The organism is Shewanella sp. BJSY2023SW001 (assembly GCF_047314685.1).
GTDB lineage: Bacteria > Pseudomonadota > Gammaproteobacteria > Enterobacterales > Shewanellaceae > Shewanella > Shewanella indica.
In genome coordinates this window covers 1-16726 of sequence record NZ_JBKORF010000083.1, presented here as the reverse complement: position 1 = coordinate 16726, position 16726 = coordinate 1, and the positions used below count along the sequence as shown (strand labels likewise).

The window sequence follows — 16726 nt, the reverse complement described above, 5'->3', positions numbered from 1 at the left end:
GGAGCCCACAGTGAAAGGACAGATCTTAAGAGAAATGAAAGTACTGAGTGCTATTGAACCTGAATATGAGGTGGAAAGACGGGTAGCATTTCTTAAGGCCAAACTGCAGGAGGCTCGCAGCCAGACGCTGGTACTGGGGATCAGTGGCGGGGTCGATTCTTCTCTGGCCGGGCGCTTATGTCAGTTGGCGGTAGATTCGCTCAATCAAGGCAAAGCCGAGGCTGAATACCGTTTTGTGGCCATGCGTCTACCTTATCTTGAGCAGCGTGATGAACATGAGGCGCAGCAGGCGCTGGCATTTATCCGCCCCAGCAAACTGGTGACTGTGAATATTCATGAGGGGGTGAGCGGCATTCATCAGCATGTACTCAGTGGCTTTGACCGCGCCGAGCTGGCGCTACCGGATGCCAAAAAGGTTGATTTTGTGAAGGGTAATGTCAAGGCCAGAATGCGGATGGCGGCCCAATACGAAGTGGCGGGGCTGCTGGGTGGCCTGGTGGTTGGAACAGATCACAGCGCCGAAAATGTTACCGGTTTCTATACCAAGTGGGGCGATGGAGCCTGCGATTTGGCGCCGCTTTTTGGCCTGAATAAGCGTCAGGTACGGCAATTGGCCGCCTTCCTCGGCGCCTCGGAAACCTTGGTATACAAAGCGCCAACGGCGGATCTTGAGTGTGACAACCCGGGTCTTGAAGACGAGGCTGCCCTGGGGTTGAGTTACGATCAGATAGACGACTTCCTTGAGGGGAAGCCGGTTTCCGCCGAGGTGGAAAGCAGGATTATAGCCATCTACAAGGCGACGCAGCATAAGCGCAGGCCTATCCCGACCATTTACGATTAACTGCTCAACTTGAATCGTAAAACGCCGCGTTGATCGCGGCGTTTTTTATGGCTGGCGTAGCGCCTGACGCAGCAGCAGAATACTGGCGTTGGGAAACTGGCGGTAATCCAGATAGGGGACTTTCCAGCGCCACTGATCCAGCCTTTGTATTCCGGGCGCACCGTTAAGACTCTGCCCGGCATCGCCGGCGATATTGAGTTGGCTGGCGGCTTGATTGCCGGCGATAAGTGCTATGCCGCTATCGGTTACCAACTCTGTCGCGCCTATCTCCAGTGCGACCTGGCAAAAGAGCCCCTGCTGCAGAAAACTACGCCAGTCGTCATCCGGGGCAAATATCTTGGCGCAGATCACCAGGATTTTGCGCCAGTGGTTGGAGTTGGCGGCTATCAAGGCCGCGGCGGCATCGTTCTGCTGCCAGTGCCAGTCAAGCGGCAGTGTTGGCGAGTTGGGTAAGTAAACCCGCGCTTTGGCCAGGTCGTTACCAATACGCGAAGGAAATGAAGGCGTTGAGTGTGCGTGCACGTTTGCTCTCTGTTAGACTTTTATGCCAATAGATCTCAGTGAAATGCCGTTTCAGCGCCGCCACTTTGGGGCAGTTCGAGGTAAAGGTCAATGAAAACTCTGCTTATCAGCTCGGGGAAACAGCTTACTATTGCGCTTTTTTATGCTTGTTTCGGTATAGGGCTGGCGCTGACTGTGACCGGGATCTGGTTACTCAATGATCGTGTTGATTTGAGTCCCTGGCATACTCACTTTCTGAGCCATGAGTTTGATCGTCACAAGGGCGTCGAAGACTTTAACGATTATCTCAAGTTGGAGCAGCAACTGTTTGCCGAGCTTGATCAGGAGCTTGGTAAACTTTCCGGTGGCATAAACTCACCGATAAATCGCTATCACAGCGGCAGCATAGCAGATCCCAAGCGCTGGGTTTTTCCCTGGAATCAAAGTTTCGAATGGGCCAATGCCGATGCGCAGTTCGGGCTCTTGCTGTTTCATGGTATGTCAGATTCACCCTACGCCATGCATCAGTTTGCCCAGCAGTTCAAGGGGCGCGCTCATGTGTTGGCGCTGAGGTTACCGGGACACGGCACTCTGCCATCCGGCCTGGTGCGCTTGGAATGGCAGGATCTGGCCGCGGCCGTTAAGTTGGCCAGTCGCCATATGAGCCAGGTGCTCAATGGCAAACCTCTCTATGTGATAGGTTATTCCACCGGCGCCAGTCTGGCGCTCAACCATGAGTTGGAAAACCTTCATAAAGGCAGGCCTACTGACTATGAAAAGGTGGTCATGCTGTCGCCGGCCATAGGTTTGGCTCCTATGGCGGTCGGCGCGCAGTGGCAGTCGCAGCTGGGTTATATTTTGGGGCTGGAGAAACTCAGCTGGAATACTATTTCACCCGAATACGATCCCTTTAAATACAGCTCTTTCGCCGTAAATGCCGGTGATGTGGTTTATCGTCTGGCGCAGCACAATAGCCAGCGTTTACTGGCTTTACCTGAAGAAAAAAAACGCCAGTTGCCGCCGATTTTGGCGTTCCAGTCGCTGGTGGATGATTCGGTATCGACGAGAGCTGTGCTGGAGAACCTGTTCCTGCAACTGCCCAAGGGAGCCAATGAACTGGTGATCTATGATATCAATCGTAATCAGGTGAACCTCAGTATGACACCTGTGGATCCTCTGGCGGAGATCAGCGGCATACTGGCGCGAACCAATCTGACTTTCCGGGGAACATTGATTGAGAATCAGGTGGGCTTCAGTCATCTGGTGCAGGCTCGGGAGTTTGGTACTCATTCCGGAGTGGAAAAACTCAACTTTAAATGGCCCGTGTCAGTTTATTCCTTGTCTCATGTAGCCTTGCCGTTTTCTGCCAATGACAGTCTATATGGTAATCAAATGGCCACAAGCATGGACCGCATTCAAATTGGCGCCGCCGCATCCCGTGGCGAGCGCGGTGTCATCAGCATTCCCGCCGCCGATATGCTGCGCCAGCGCTGGAACCCTTTCTTTGATTATCAGATGCAGCGGATTGAAACCTTTTTCAATCAAGATCCTGAGCCGACAAAGTACAGATGACCCGGTTACGTCCCTCGCTTTTGGCTTGGTATAGGTTAGCATCGGCTTTTTTTAACCAAACCTCCAGAGACGGACTGTAGGAGGCATTGGCAATCAGGGCACCGATACTCGCAGTGACGCTGATCCGGCGTTGATCTTCGGGGTTGATGATTTCAAGATCGGTAATGGCCTGACGTATTTCATTCAGATACGGCTCTATCTTGAAAGGGTTGCACATGGGTAGCAGTAGCAATAGTTCTTCACCGCCGTAGCGGCTGATAAGATCCGAGTCGCGCTTGAACTTTGTCTTAAGCAAATCGGCGACTCGTTTCAAGGTTTCATCACCGCCCAAATGACCAAATTCATCATTGATCCGCTTGAAGAAGTCCAGATCCATCAACACCACGGCCATGGCTTCGTTATTGCGTTGGCATAGACCCTGTAAAGTGGCGAAACTCGCTTCGGCGTGGCGCCTGTTGGCAAGCCCTGTGAGCGGATCGGTTTGAGCCAACTGTTTGAGTTTGCGGTTGGCTTGCTCCAGCTCCAGAGTTCGAATAATGACTTTTTCTTCCAGATCCAGCTGGTGGGCCATCAGTTGGCGTTGGTTCTCCTTGAGTTCAGTGTAGAGGTGAGTTACTTCCACGGGCACGTTTTGGTCATTGAGTAACTTATCCTCAGTAAGGCGCTTGCCCTTGTTGAGTTGCTCTGAAATCAATTCCAGCGGTTTGGTCAGCCGTTGCCCAACCACTCTGGCAACCAATAGCGACAGTAATAGGAACAGCAACAACAATGCGAAGGTGAAAATAAACTGGCGCTCCACTTCGTGCAGCAGTGGGGCGTAGGGATCGAGTATAAAAATTTGCCAGTTGTTTTGCAGGCGATACTGGCTGTAAACATATTCCGGACTGTCGTTATCCAATGCTTTTAGGTTAAGCATGGGCAATAAAGAGCGATAATGTTTACCACTCTGGCGGTAGTTGAGTTGCTCGAGTTTGGGTAAGGCCAACGCCTTGGAGGCGTAAATAAGACGCATATTTTCATCGACAATGAACATCGACTGATTGGTCTGTTCCAGAAAGTCATTATCCAATTCGCTGAAACGATTGAGATTTAGCGAACCTTCTACTATACCGATAACTTGTGGGCCTGTGGCCAGGTACAGTGGGCTGCTGATGGCGACTATGGCATCTGAGCCAAAGCCCCGGCCGAGAAATACGGCGGAAGTGAACAGCCGCTCATTGAAAAATGCCTGCTGAAAATAGTCTCTGTCATTGATCTTCTTATCGCCCCCCTTAAGCTCCTTTAGCCCACTGACAGGGCTTGCTTGCACTATGCTGCCTTCAGAGTTGGCAATCAGCATGGTTAAAAAGCCGGGGTTGAGTTTGTGCAGCCGTGACAGCATCCGCTGCAACTCATCCGGGCTGGGAGAACTATGTTTAATAAGTTCGGCGGCGGTAGCAATGACCGACTGATGCCGCTCGAGATAATGCTCTACCACCAGGCCGATATTTTTGGCGGTTTCATGTAAGTGTTTACCCAGGATCTGTTGCTGCTTGTTGACCCAGTAATAATTAAATACCAGGGTAGAGAGTATCAGGCTCAAGTTTAGCAGCAGCAAAAAACTGTAAAAGAGCTGCTCGCCAAAGCCGCTGCGCTTGGCTGGTAGCTGACGGCCGGTCAGGCGTTTGAGCGCAGGGGTTACCAACACAATCAAGCAGCCCAGGGTGATATAGACCATGGCATTGACCGACTGCTTGATGACGACGAAGGGAATGTATTCAGAAGGTAAATCGCTGAAAAGGTGTAGATAACCATAAATAAGTGGCATGCCCAGCAACAGCCAGAAGCAGACACCGGCGTAAAATACCGGCCAGCGTTTTTTTCTGGCAAATCCCAGGGCCAATGCCTCGAGACAGAAGAGTAGATAAACGTGCGGACTGTCCCATTGCAACATCAAGGAAGTTACACTGATGGTGGCGGCGAGCAAGGCATACCAAGGCCCCAGTAAAATGGCGATTAGTACATAGAAGGTATTACCCAATACCAGCTGCACATTGGCAAACAAGGGGATGGGGAAGCTGTTACAGGCAAAGCCTATCAGGCCAGCCATCAGACTGAGCAACAGCGGTTGTCGATACCAGGGTAAGTGGGTCAAATCAGTTCCAACTCCTGTCTGGAGTTAACAAATGGTTAATGACAAATGCTAGAGCTAAATGGTTTATTTAACAATATTTTTTGAATATTTGTCTTCAGCGCTACCCAATACCTGTTTCGAATCGGTACTCGCCAAGCTTAGTTGTGGTGGTGGTTTTGCATAAAAAGGGATGGTCGGGTGGCTAAAAAGGGCAAGCCGATAAAGATGAATAGTTGAAGATAGCGGCCGGAAAAAGCATCAAGGCGCCTTTGATATCAATGAAAGCGCCTTGATGTGTTTGACAGCCTTATTCGCCCTTGAGCCGTCGGTCCAGTTGATCTTTCAGATTGGCGGGCACGCCTTTGATCAAAATGGTATCCGATACAGGATCGTAAATGACCCGCTCACCCAGATGTGAGCTGTCAAAGCTCAGGGTCAGGCCGCCGCCGGTGCCGGAGAATTTCTTCAACTGCCTCAAGGTGGATTTATCAGCCGGAAACTCTTCTTCCAAACCGTAATCACCGCCAACGGCAAAGTCATAGAAGGAATCCATGCCGGATTCAGCCAGTTCATCGGCCAAGTCCTTAAGCATGACTTCACTGCCGCTGTCGACCTGGGAAGTACAGTATTCAAACACCCGGTCGCGGCAGGTTTGACGCTCTTCTTTGGTTAGTTCACCGCCACCGACAAAGTCTTCCACCGCCTGCATCAGGGTCTTGCTCTGCTGCTTGGGATTAACCCCTTCGACGCAGCCCATAAAGTCGAGGAAGAAGTCAGCCACCTTGCGTCCGGCTCTGCCGCGGATAAAGGAGATATATTTGCGCGACTCACTGTCGGCTTGCCACTCGGTGAGATCGATTCGCGCCGCCAACTGGATATTATTCAGATCCAGATGGTCGTTTTGTGATAACTCCATATCATCCAGCACAGTCATTGATGACTTGGCGTTCAGCAGTGCTACAAACAGGTAGTCGCTGGCCATAAAGGTGTAGCAGGCCAGTAACAAAAAGCCACCCTGGCTGAAGTCATACTTGGAGAGTTCTTCCTGCAGCAGTTTGCCAGCAGTGGCTGAGAACTCTACAAAGCCTTGCTGCCCATCGCGATAAGACTTGAGTGCTTCCTTGAAGGCGGGGTTGGCCTCGCCATCATCCCCGGGGACGCCAAAATAGCCAAAGCCTTTTCCCGCTTTACTGGAATAGCTCTGATGCAGCTCATCAAGCATGGTCTCAACGGCCTGGCTGTTCAGCAGTGGTTGAGGGCGCAGACGGCAGCTGAGCTGGCCTTCGCCATTTTGGGTGATTGCGTGAATAATCGCTTGTTCGACGTGAATACTCATAAGCCCCGATAGTGATACTCTGTTGTAAATCCGCTATTATATGCCGCTAATCCTTATCTGAGTGAATCATTTTTTATTTATGGCTATCCAATCAAAATATACCAATGTGCAAGTTGAATCCCTGATCGCCGAATTATTGGCCGTGCTGGAAAAACACCAGGCTCCGACCGATCTTGGCCTGATGGCATTGGGAAATGCGGCTTCGCATCTGTTGTCGACCAAGGTGCCCAAGGAAGCCCGTCAGCAGGTGGCGGAGCAATTTGCCAAGGCATTGACACAATCCTTGCGTTGACTTGTAACAACTGAAATGCGCTAAATAGTGGCGTTGTAAGTCAAAAAGCACATAATAGCAAACAATGTAAGATACACAGGCAACTTACAAAAGCGGATCCATATGGTCGAGCGAACAAAGCAGTTGGGCAAGGACAGGGTTTCACGCCTTATCAATTGGGGGCACTGGTTTGCCTTCTTCAATGGCTTTTTGGCCATGATAGTCGGCAGTCGATATCTGGAAAGTGTCGGCTACCCTGAAACCTGGATTGGTTGGGGCTACCTTGGCGTCAGTACCATAGGCCATTTAAGCTTCCTGGCGTTTATTGTCTATCTGGTGTTGCTGTTTCCCGTTACTCTGCTGTTGCCTTACTCGCGTATCCTTCGGGGATACGCGGCTGTGGTGGCCACCCTCGGTCTGTGTATCATGCTGTATGACACCATAGTCTATGACGACTATGGCATGCATTTGAGTCCCTTCGCTGTCGATTTGGCCTGGGCCGACCTCAATAGTTTACTGCATGGCACGTCTTATATCGTCACTCCCCTTGGGATCTTGGCTCTGGAGTTGACCGCCGCCAACTTTATCTGGAAGCGGATTGAGAAAATTCAAAAGCGCAACTATGGCAACAAGGTGGTGGCCTTTATCGGGGTTTGCTTTGTCAGTAGCCATCTCATTCATATTTGGGCCGATGCCGCCGATGTCACCGAAATTACCCGTTTCGATGATGCCTACCCGCTATCTTATCCGGCGACGGCGCGCACCTTCATGGAAAATCACGGTATCGATGGCTCCAGCAGCTTGAAGGTGGATACCGAAACCAGCTTTAAATACCCAAGAACGCCACTGACCTGCAGCGCCGAAGAACATCCCAATGTGCTGCTTGTTGCCATCGACAGCCTTAGGGCTGATATGGCCGACGAGCAGACCATGCCGTTTTTCAGCCGCTACGGCAAACAAAACCATGCGTTTATGAATCACCTCAGCGGTGGCAATACCTACCGCAGTGGCATGTTTTCCCTGCTTTATGGGCTGCAGGGCAGCTATACGGATGCGGTGGAACTCAATTACACCAGTCCCTTGCTGAGTCAGAGCCTCAAGCAGCAGGGCTACAATCTTGGTCTGTTTATCAGCAGAAGTAATTATGCCGAGGCACGTCCCCAGGCGATATTCCGCGATTTTGACGCTCATATTGCCGAAGACGATGGCGGCAGTGCCATGGCTGATATCCAGAATATCGATAGTTTCCAGCAGTGGCGGGCCCAGCAACAAGCGCCCTGGTTTGCGCTGCTTAATCTCAAATCGCCGGAAGATTATGACACGCCGGTAGGTTTCCTCGGGGTGCAGACGGTTAAACCCGACAGCGCTCTCAAACCGGCGCAGAAGGTGCTGTTCAATCAATATCGGCAATCGCTGAACTTTATTGACAAACAGCTGGAGCAACTCTTGTCTGCTATGCCGGAAAACACCCTGGTGATCATTACCGGCGTCAATGGCAAGGTGTTCACCAGTAACGCCGATGAGGCCAGACGGGATTTGTCACCGGCCAATGTCAGCGTGCCTTTGGTGATCCATTGGCCCGTCGGTGGCCACGCCCAGGCCAAGTACCGCACCAGCCACTATGGCTTGGTGCCGACCTTGATGAGCCAAGTACTGGGTTGTAGCAATCCGGCCACTGATTACAGTGCCGGCCGCCACCTGCTGCAGCCCGACAGCCTCACATGGGTCTATGTCGGTGACGCTCGGGTGTTTGCTATCTATCAGCAATCGGAGATTACTGTGATTGACCGTCACGGCCAATATCGTATCTATGACAAGGCTTATCAGAACCGCCTGGACAAGAAGATGAGTGCTCCGGAGCTCATCGAAGTGATGCGTGAAGGGCGGCGTTTGTACAACCATTAAGCGCTGCGGATTAAAGACTGTACGATAGAGAAAAAAACAGGCCACAAACTAGGCAGTTAAACTAAAAATTCTCAGATGGAGCTTGCACAGCTTCGCGACTGTTGATAAAGTTCTGCCTCGTTGAGACGGCATACTGCGCCAGCCGCTCAAGACAAATATCGGTATGTAGCGCAGCCTGGTAGCGCACTGTCATGGGGTGTCAGGGGTCGGAGGTTCGAATCCTCTCATACCGACCAAATTAAATGCTTGATTACTAATGTAATTTAGCTAAGCCAAAAGCCCGTTATTTAGCACAGCTAATGCGGGCTTTTGCCTTTTTATAGCAGATCTATAGCATTAGATTTAAAGCCTATGGATTTGTGAATTTACTTCGTAACAGCCTTCTGTATTGACCACGACCGCCGTGATGCTGCGGCAATGCCAAGTGTTAATCGCAGCATCGTCTAGCCAGAAGGTAACCGAACCACGGTTGACTAATGCCTGATTGTATTGCTTCCAGTTGGTGATATTGCGTTCTGACTTACCCATGAAACTGACCGAAGACCTGTTATGCAAGATCAGATCATGGAAAGCGAAAAAGGTTCCGCTTATTTAGGCAACAACGCCCTTTAACTTGCCCATGACCTTAAACCTGTGATGCAAGATCTGATCATGAAGTGCCAAAAAGATTCCGCTGATTTAGGCAACAACGCCCATTTGGGGAGCCGCCTTGCTGTTTCTGTTGGAGTTGTTTTACTCACTTTCGCATGACTGAATTGCTGACTCCCATTGCGGTTGCAGCCTCTTGTTTAAACTCAGCGCTGAACGTCGGTCTTGTGTTTTTTATGTCTGCCACCTATTTGCGGCGAAGCACGCCTTGCATCCAGGCCCGTAAGCCGACGCAGAGCACACATGGGACTTGTTCGCACCTTCCTTAGGTAACCAAATTCACTATGCCGCTACAGAAATCTATTCGTATCATTCTTATAATAACTGAAAGAAGTAGACTCCATCTGATACTTTTTTGAAAATATCAAATTGTGCGTGTTCTTGGAATGCTTCTATATTCATACTCTCACCAAAAACCAAACCGTTTATTCCTAACATCACAGAGTTCCCCCATTGAATGCGGACTGTATTATATTTGGTGTCGTTAAACACATCAGTAACGCCAATTTCAGCCATGTCTACAAGTATCTCATTTAGATTCTCTTGTGATAACGTTACATTTGGCTGAGTCATGGATAATACTTGGCTCCATTTTTCAATTTTATTCTCGGCAGCTTTTTGGGTATATGTCATCATAAAACCACCGTCCGGACTTTTCCCAAAAGTTTTGGTAATAGGATTAATGACAACTCCATTTAAAACAATTGTTTCTTCAGAAAGGTAAGAGATTTCTTTTATATTATATTGGTTGATTTTGATAATTAATGCCTCTGCATTAATTNCTTCATTGTAGTTAGGACTACAAGCCACTAAAATAGAGAGTATTGGTAAAATGAAAGCTTTATTTAATTTCATTGTAAGTTACCTAGGTGTATTAATATGGAATTATTTTGTATGTACAGTTTTTGTTCAGGTGGTAATGACCACCAAGACCATTTGGGAATTACCATAATTCACATTGTTACTTTCGCGCCACCGGGTATTCCAGGATTGATCTGATCCGGTAATAATGGACACTTAGCTAAGCACTATTTTTTAATTCAAATTTTTCTGGGCTCAAATACCCAAGAGCACTATGCCGTCTGGTCCGATTGTAATCAACCTCAATATACTCAAATACCGCTTGTCTCATTTGCTCACGTGCCATGAGCGGCTCGTCTTGCAACGCGTCAACTTTTAATGCGTGGAAGAAGTTTTCCACGCAAGCGTTATCCCGGCAATTCCCTTTACGGCTCATGCTTTGTACTAACTGATGTTTCTGAAGCAAAGCACGGTTATCGTTTGCGCAGTATTGGCTTCCTCGGTGGTCGCTATGGACAATCACGTCAGTAGGGAAACCTCAGCGGAATAACGCCATCTTCAATGCGTCACAAGCATGTGCTGATGTCACTCTGCTTGCCATCGACCACCCCATTTCAGGTTGGCCGCATTAGCAGTAAAGTTCTGCTTCCCTAGACGTAGTCTAAGGGGCTTTTAACTCCCTCAGGTAGCGGTAAATGGTGTGCACCGAAATATCCAGCCGCTTGGCGGCCACCTGGGCGCTATCCTTGAGTTCAAAAATGCCGGCATCGAACAGACGGGTCACGATTTCACGGTTTTTTTTCGATGACGGGATCTGTTGACAATGGCGTACTTCCTGGTTGACCTTGTCTATGGTGCTGTGCAGCGTTTCCTCAATATTGACGGCGAATACTTCTGACGTACCGCAGTGTTCTGTGAGCGGGGATTGTTGCGGCAGCATGGAGCGCAACACAGACATCAAAGGCGCATCCATATCTGTGTTGATACATAAAAGGCCTATGGCCATCTGTTTTTCGTTGCGGATAACCGTGGTGATGGATTTCAGAGTTTTGCCATTACCGCTTTGGCTCAGATAAGTCTCGGAGATATCCTGGCCGCGCTTGAGTTTTTCCAATGCCAGATTGGTAATAGGTGCACCGACACTGCGGCCGGTAATATGGCCGTTGGCTATTTTGATGATTGAAGGGTGGTCTCGGTCCAGGCTGTGTAAAACCACTTCTGTGTGTTGCCCATACATGGTGGCGATACCGTCGACCACATTTTTGATGGCGTTGAGTATCTCCATGTCTTTGGGAGTTAACTTGTGAAGTTTCACCGCTATCCTTGTGTGAAAGCCCGGTTATTGCCGGGCACTGGAGCTTAGGCAGACATGATACTGATAATGGTATTGTCGGTCGACACCATGCCATCACAGATCATCTGCCCCAGATTCTTGATTGTTTGTTCGACATCGGCGGCGACTATGCCTTGCGTCGATACGGCATGTTGGTTGAGCGCCATCAAAAATGCCCGTACAGCCGCGCTGGACGAGGTACTGACCTTCATGGCACAGGAAGCTTTGGCGCCGTCACAGACCATGCCAGTGCTGTCGCTGATGACATTCTGAATGGCGTAACAGCTTTGTTCAAAACTGCCCCCGGCAAGATACACCATGGCCATGGCCGCTGCGGCACTGGTCACCGTATTGCCGCAAAAAGCCGACAGTGGCGGGTAGTGGCACTTAATGTAAATGGCGCCGAGGTGGCTCATGATAAGTGCCCGGGCCAGCTGCTCTTCACTGCAGCTGAACTTCTTGGCGGTGACCACTACCGGTACAGTGGCGGCTATGCCCTGATTGCCACTGCCAAAATTGCTCATGGCCGGTAGGGTAGCGCCCCCCATGCGCGCATCCGAGGCCGCCGCCGTGTACATGACTATCGAGTTGAGCAGGTCGTCACTCAGCAAGCCGATATCGATATTTTTCTTCAGCGTTCGGCCCACTTCCAGACCATAGGCCGAATTCATGCCTTCGTCGGACAAGCGGGAGTTAAGATCGGACGCCGCCAGAATAAATCTTATTCGGTTAACATCTACCCCGGTGGCAAACTCATAGATTGCGGCAATGCTGATATCGACGCCGTTGCATACCGAAGCAGTACTGCCTTGGGCTGAGGCTTCGGCCTGATACAGCAACTGGCCTTCGAACCATTTCTCGGTAATTCGGGTATGGCTGCCACTGATAACGATTTTAACCTGGTGTTTGTCGTTGGCAGCGGTTACCGCGCAATAAATAAACTCGTCTGCTTGAATACGGGATATCTTGACCATGCCGGCATCAATAAGCGCCTGGGCTTCGGCTACTTGCGCCGGGTTGATATTTGCCAGCACTTCAAGACCGGCATTGGCATCGCCCCCAAGGGCTCCAGCAGCTGCGGCAATGGCCAGGCCTATCTTGCCGGTGCCGGGGACAAATACGCCCATGGCGTTTTTGTAGAGGTTATCCGAAACCTGAACTTCCAGGCTCAAAGGCTTGGTACCCAGCGTTTCAGTGGCGACAGCGGCGGCATAGGCTGCGGCAATGGGCTCGGTGCAGCCCAGCGCAGGGCGCACAACTTGATTGAGGATAGCTATATATTGTTGCCACTGTGGTTTCATGACTGGGTTCCGGCGAGTCTGAGTTGGGGATAGGCAAGGGCTTGGATTGCGATCACTGTACCAATATGGCCCATAACTCCTTGAGATAACTTGCAACTATTTTTGAATGCGTTTCGGCTTAACGATGCAATTATTTGCATACCAAGGCTGTTGTGCAAATTTATTTTGCCGTTAATGAGACGGCAATTGTTGCTAGTGTGACCCACATCTTGTAATTGATGGCGTTTTTCATTTAATCCTTTGATATCAACAAAATTGCAAAAAAGAATGGCTGCCCAGTTAAAGAGGTGCAACTTTTTTTGCAAAAAATAACAAGCAGTATCCAATAACATTTAGGGTCGTTATATGAAAACTGACACTTTGGCACCAGAGTGGGGCGCGGTCATTACTCGGAATGATACGCAGGCATGGAAGGAGGCGACCCGGTTTGACAGTACTGATTGGGGTTGGATCATCATGTCGATCGGCATGGCCATAGGTGCAGGTATCGTCTTTTTACCTGTGCAGGTGGGTTTAATGGGACTGTGGGTGTTTCTCTTGTCTGCCCTTGTCGGTTATCCGGCCATGTATATGTTTCAAAGACTGTTTATCAATACCTTGGCCGAGTCCCGTGAGTGTCGGGATTACCCCAGCGTGATTGGTGATTATCTGGGGAAAAACTGGGGCATATTTCTCGGTGCCCTCTATTTTGTCATGTTGGTGATCTGGGTGTTTGTCTACTCGACGGCGATCACCAATGACAGTGCATCTTTCCTGCAAAGCTTTGGAGCCACCAAGAGTCTGTTGTCTGAAAACCCCTTCTATGGTCTGGGGCTTATTTGTCTTCTGGTTGCACTGGCTTCCCGCGGCGAAAGCCTGCTGTTCAAGATTTCGACCCTTATGGTGCTCACCAAGCTTGGGGTGGTCGCACTGCTTGGGCTGATGATGGTCGACAAGTGGGATATCAATAATATCGGCGCTGTGCCCACTAGCACAGATTGGATCCGCGATGCGGTAGTAATGCTGCCATTTACCTTGACTTCGATCCTGTTTATTCAAAGCCTCAGTCCCATGGTGATCTCATACCGTGCCAGGGAGAAATCCATCGAGGTGGCGCGCTTCAAAGCGATGCGGGCGATGAATATTGCTTTCGGGATCCTGTTTGTTACTGTGTTCTTTTATGCTGTGTCCTTTACGCTGGCGCTGGGGCATGAGCAGGCGGTGAAAGCCGAGCAGGAAAATATTTCCGCCCTGGCGATAGTGGCGCAGGGGATGCCCGGCCAAACGCTGAAGCTCTTGAGCCTGACACTGAATATCTTTGCGGTGATGACGGCCTATTTCGGGGTCTATTTGGGTTTTCGGGAAGCGTGTCAGGGGATCACCATGAACCTATTGCAGCGCGTTATGCCCAAGGAGAAGATCAACACCAAGCTGGTGGGCTACGGCATCATGGTATTTACCATATTGCTATCCTGGAGTGCCATTGTGTTGAACGCCCCAGTGCTGAGCTTCACCTCTATCTGTAGCCCAATATTCGGCTTGGTTGGCTGTTTGATACCGGCCTATCTGGTTTATCGGGTGCCGGCGCTGCACAAATACAAGGGCGTTGGCCTGTACGTGATTATCGCTACAGGGATCCTACTGTGTATCTCGCCCTTCCTGGCATTCAGTTGATTGACTTGAAGTTTGGATGTTAAAGAATCGAGTGAAGAACGCCCCGCAATGCGGGGCGTTGTCAATGGCGCGATAGCAAATTGACGCCGAGGGGTTAGGCCAAAACTTATGTGAAGAGCTCAGGCCTTGTCCTGCTGCTGCAGAAAGTCGTGAAACTCTTCTTCATAGAGATGAAACAGCACTAGGGTAACGGCAAAGATGATAGGACCGTAGATCAGGCCGATAAGCCCGAAGAGCTGCAGTCCTCCCAGCAAAGAGAAGAAGATCAGTAAGGTACTCATGCCGGCAGAGCCTTGCATCAGAATCGGCCTTAGGAAGTTATCGATAGAACCAACCACCAATATCCCCCAGGCACAGAGGAACAGGCCCCAGCCCCAATCGCCGGTCAAGGCCAGATAAAGCGCGGCTGGCACCCAGATAAGTGCGGTACCCACCACAGGGATAAAAGAGGCGAACGCCATCATGCAGCCGAGGAATAATCCGGGCAGGCCGACTATGGCCATGGCGATACCTCCGGCAAAACCTTGGGCCAGGGCGGTGAGGAAGGAGCCGAGTACTGCCGACTTAGCCACTTTTTCCACCTCATCGAGAATTTTATCCTCCTGGCTGCGGGACAGGGGGATAACGTGTCTGAGGCTGGTAATTATTTGTTCGTTATCCCTGAGGAAGAAAAACAGTACGAACAGCATCAGGGAGAAGTTGACAAAGAAACCAGTGATATTGCCGAGCAATGCTGTACTCAGGCCGACCAGGCGAGTGCTGAGCTCCGTAAGCGCTGCGGTAGCTTTTTGCAATATTTCCTGCGGATCTATGCTATCGAACGGCAACCATTTATTGGTTAGCGCCAGCGACGATTGTACCCAGGGATGCTCCAGCAACTCTTTGGCGCCACCATGAGTCAGCCATTGATAAGCCTGAGTGGCAGAGCTGACCCCTTGCTCAATCACGGAAATCAGCATAAACAGCAGCGGGATAAGTATGATTACCGTCAGCAAAACACAGGAAAGCAGCGCGCTTAGATTGGGGTGATTGGGGAGTTTCGCTTCGATGCGCTTGTGCACGGGTAAAAACAGTAAGGAAACGATAAATCCCAGTAGAATCGCGCCCAGATAGGGAGCGACCAATAGATAACAGGCATAAGCCGCAATGGCCAAAGCGGCGAGGATTAACCAATGGCGGGGTTCGACCCGAAAACGTACGGACACGGGAATTCCTTGTTAATTCAAAAAGTATGTTGAGTTTGCCATCTGTGTGGCGGGGCCACATGCTTGGGCCTGGATTCGAGATGGCGGCAGTTATTAAACCACGGAGCGGCAGTGCAAGAGAAGAACTGCTTGGGCCATATACTCGCTTAAATAGTCAAGCGTCAGTGGTATGCCACTCCTGAAAGCCACCTGTTGTGATACAGGTGGCTTTTTCAGTAGCAATAGAATTAGAACTTGTAGTTTACCCCCACGGTGAATCGTTGACCCAGCATGTCGTAGTAAGCACCTTGGTTATACACGCCTGGCTGGCGAGGTGGGGTGCGATCAAACATGTTGAGTATCCCGGCGCGAACCTGCAAGGCATCTGTGATGTTGTAACGGCTGGTCAAATCAAAAGTGGTATAAGACGGGATGTCGTTATAGTTGTTTTGATTGGGTGACCATTCGTTATCCAACACTGTGCTACTGCGATGATTGGCGGTCAGCACGGCAGAAAAGTCATTGTAGGTGTAATCTGTGGTCAGTCGGTGACGCCAGCGTGGACGGGCCTGCTCACCTGCCGATTTAACTTCATCATCGGCGAATCCGGTCGGGTTGAATGAACGCTCTTCCAGATAAGTACTGAATAGGCGGAAGCCCCAGTCACCAAAACCGGTTTCAAGACGATAGTTGACCTCAAAATCAACGCCAGAAGTGATACTGGATGCCGAGTTAAAGGGTTTCTCGAAATAATTGACGATTTCATGAGTGGTGGGATCTCGCCTGAGTAAAGGACAGAATTGATTATTGGTTGAACTGGATTGGTAACAATACTTAACGACTGCGGCACCGCTGAAATTATTGATCACATTCTCCATATCAAACTTCCAGTAGTCCACGGTCAAGCTGAAGTTTTCCAGATAAGATGGCGTATATATAAAGCCCAGAGTGAAATCATTCGCGACTTCGTTTTTTAACTCAGGGTTACCAACGATAAAGCCTGGTCGGGTTGAACCATACCATTCTTGGGAAGGTTCAAAGGTAGTTGGGATCCCTTGGGCTGCACAGTTAGCCAGCACATTACTTAAATATGTGGGGTTAATTCTATTGCGATAACTGGCCGCGCAATAGTCATTTATTCCTCTGAATGTTTGGCTGGAAGGGTTAAATAAAGAAGTGGCCCCCAATTTTCGGACATGACTTTAAGTGGTCGATCTGTTTTGATAGTACCCAACAATACAGGGACAGATTATGACTAGAAAACGTA

Annotated in this window: 13 protein-coding genes, 1 tRNA gene and 2 pseudogenes; 6 read left to right on the top strand and 10 right to left on the bottom strand. The window is 50.0% G+C overall.

Translation table 11 applies throughout. The features are described 5' to 3' along the window. Positions 1-10: 10 nt before the first annotated feature. Entirely contained in the window at positions 11-841 is an 831-nt protein-coding gene (nadE, locus tag ACMHXH_RS19730) for an ammonia-dependent NAD(+) synthetase (RefSeq protein ID WP_039034002.1), read from the top strand. Between the two features lie 45 nt (positions 842-886). On the opposite strand, the gene ACMHXH_RS19725 is transcribed toward nadE, so the two are convergent. Continuing rightward, on the bottom strand, positions 887-1363 hold the full coding sequence (locus ACMHXH_RS19725; protein WP_335912818.1) for a DUF6942 family protein: 477 nt from the start codon (positions 1361-1363) through the stop codon (positions 887-889). Between the two features lie 90 nt (positions 1364-1453). Here ACMHXH_RS19725 and ACMHXH_RS19720 point away from each other — a divergent pair, with 90 nt between their 5' ends. After that, positions 1454-2914, top strand: coding sequence for an alpha/beta hydrolase (locus ACMHXH_RS19720; RefSeq protein WP_039034003.1), 1461 nt, complete (start codon positions 1454-1456; stop codon positions 2912-2914). On the opposite strand, the gene ACMHXH_RS19715 is transcribed toward ACMHXH_RS19720, so the two are convergent. Together ACMHXH_RS19715 and yejK are read right to left on the bottom strand one after the other, a co-directional pair. After that, a complete protein-coding gene (locus ACMHXH_RS19715) occupies positions 2880-5048 on the bottom strand; it encodes a diguanylate cyclase (RefSeq protein ID WP_335912816.1) in 2169 nt (722 codons plus the stop codon). The two genes, ACMHXH_RS19720 and ACMHXH_RS19715, sit on opposite strands and share 35 nt — an antisense overlap. A 286-nt stretch (positions 5049-5334) precedes the next feature. Further along, on the bottom strand, positions 5335-6363 hold the full coding sequence (gene yejK, locus ACMHXH_RS19710; RefSeq protein ID WP_039034005.1) for a nucleoid-associated protein YejK: 1029 nt from the start codon (positions 6361-6363) through the stop codon (positions 5335-5337). A 79-nt stretch (positions 6364-6442) separates the two neighbouring features. On the opposite strand from yejK, the gene ACMHXH_RS19705 reads away from it, so the two are divergent. The 3 genes from ACMHXH_RS19705 (at position 6443) to ACMHXH_RS19695 (ending at position 8775) form a co-directional block, all read left to right on the top strand. Next, positions 6443-6655: a YejL family protein gene (locus ACMHXH_RS19705; RefSeq protein ID WP_039034006.1), complete on the top strand. Its 213-nt coding sequence runs from the start codon at positions 6443-6445 to the stop codon at positions 6653-6655. A 102-nt stretch (positions 6656-6757) separates the two neighbouring features. Then, positions 6758-8539: a DUF3413 domain-containing protein gene (locus tag ACMHXH_RS19700; RefSeq protein WP_335912815.1), complete on the top strand. Its 1782-nt coding sequence runs from the start codon at positions 6758-6760 to the stop codon at positions 8537-8539. 159 nt (positions 8540-8698) lie between these two features. Then, positions 8699-8775 (top strand) — tRNA-Pro (locus ACMHXH_RS19695). A 152-nt stretch (positions 8776-8927) separates the two neighbouring features. On the opposite strand, the pseudogene ACMHXH_RS19690 reads toward ACMHXH_RS19695, so the two are convergent. From ACMHXH_RS19690 to ACMHXH_RS19670, 5 genes and pseudogenes are all read right to left on the bottom strand, one after another. Further along, a pseudogene (locus tag ACMHXH_RS19690) lies at positions 8928-9067 on the bottom strand (IS5/IS1182 family transposase); the annotation flags it as partial. Positions 9068-10208: 1141 nt separating this feature from the next. Next, a pseudogene (locus ACMHXH_RS19685) lies at positions 10209-10601 on the bottom strand (IS3 family transposase); the annotation flags it as partial. Between the two features lie 48 nt (positions 10602-10649). Then, positions 10650-11303, bottom strand: coding sequence for a transcriptional regulator (locus ACMHXH_RS19680; RefSeq protein ID WP_039036134.1), 654 nt, complete (start codon positions 11301-11303; stop codon positions 10650-10652). Between the two features lie 44 nt (positions 11304-11347). Further along, the gene (locus tag ACMHXH_RS19675; RefSeq protein WP_335912814.1) at positions 11348-12622 is read right to left on the bottom strand and encodes a serine dehydratase subunit alpha family protein; all 1275 of its coding nucleotides are present in this window, start codon (positions 12620-12622) and stop codon (positions 11348-11350) included. Further along, a complete protein-coding gene (locus ACMHXH_RS19670) occupies positions 12619-12954 on the bottom strand; it encodes a hypothetical protein (RefSeq protein WP_335912812.1) in 336 nt (111 codons plus the stop codon). The genes ACMHXH_RS19675 and ACMHXH_RS19670 overlap by 4 nt, the downstream gene beginning before the upstream one ends. Positions 12955-12967: 13 nt before the next feature. Between ACMHXH_RS19670 and ACMHXH_RS19665 the strand changes: the two genes are divergently transcribed. Next, entirely contained in the window at positions 12968-14275 is a 1308-nt protein-coding gene (locus tag ACMHXH_RS19665) for an amino acid permease (RefSeq protein WP_226684593.1), read from the top strand. A 119-nt stretch (positions 14276-14394) separates the two neighbouring features. Here the strand turns inward: ACMHXH_RS19665 and ACMHXH_RS19660 are convergent, their stop codons facing one another. Further along, positions 14395-15480, bottom strand: coding sequence for an AI-2E family transporter (locus ACMHXH_RS19660; protein WP_039036131.1), 1086 nt, complete (start codon positions 15478-15480; stop codon positions 14395-14397). Positions 15481-15707: 227 nt separating this feature from the next. After that, positions 15708-16538, bottom strand: coding sequence for a TonB-dependent receptor domain-containing protein (locus tag ACMHXH_RS19655; protein WP_413738506.1), 831 nt, complete (start codon positions 16536-16538; stop codon positions 15708-15710). Positions 16539-16726 lie beyond the last annotated feature (188 nt).

Coding starts and splice junctions, on each gene's coding strand:
- ACMHXH_RS19720 (WP_039034003.1), top strand. CDS start 1,454: ATGAAAACTCTGCTTATCAGCTCGGGGAAACAGCTTACTATTGCGCTT.
- yejK (WP_039034005.1), bottom strand. CDS start 6,363: ATGAGTATTCACGTCGAACAAGCGATTATTCACGCAATCACCCAAAAT.
- ACMHXH_RS19705 (WP_039034006.1), top strand. CDS start 6,443: ATGGCTATCCAATCAAAATATACCAATGTGCAAGTTGAATCCCTGATC.
- ACMHXH_RS19700 (WP_335912815.1), top strand. CDS start 6,758: ATGGTCGAGCGAACAAAGCAGTTGGGCAAGGACAGGGTTTCACGCCTT.
- ACMHXH_RS19675 (WP_335912814.1), bottom strand. CDS start 12,622: ATGAAACCACAGTGGCAACAATATATAGCTATCCTCAATCAAGTTGTG.
- ACMHXH_RS19670 (WP_335912812.1), bottom strand. CDS start 12,954: ATGTTATTGGATACTGCTTGTTATTTTTTGCAAAAAAAGTTGCACCTC.
- ACMHXH_RS19665 (WP_226684593.1), top strand. CDS start 12,968: ATGAAAACTGACACTTTGGCACCAGAGTGGGGCGCGGTCATTACTCGG.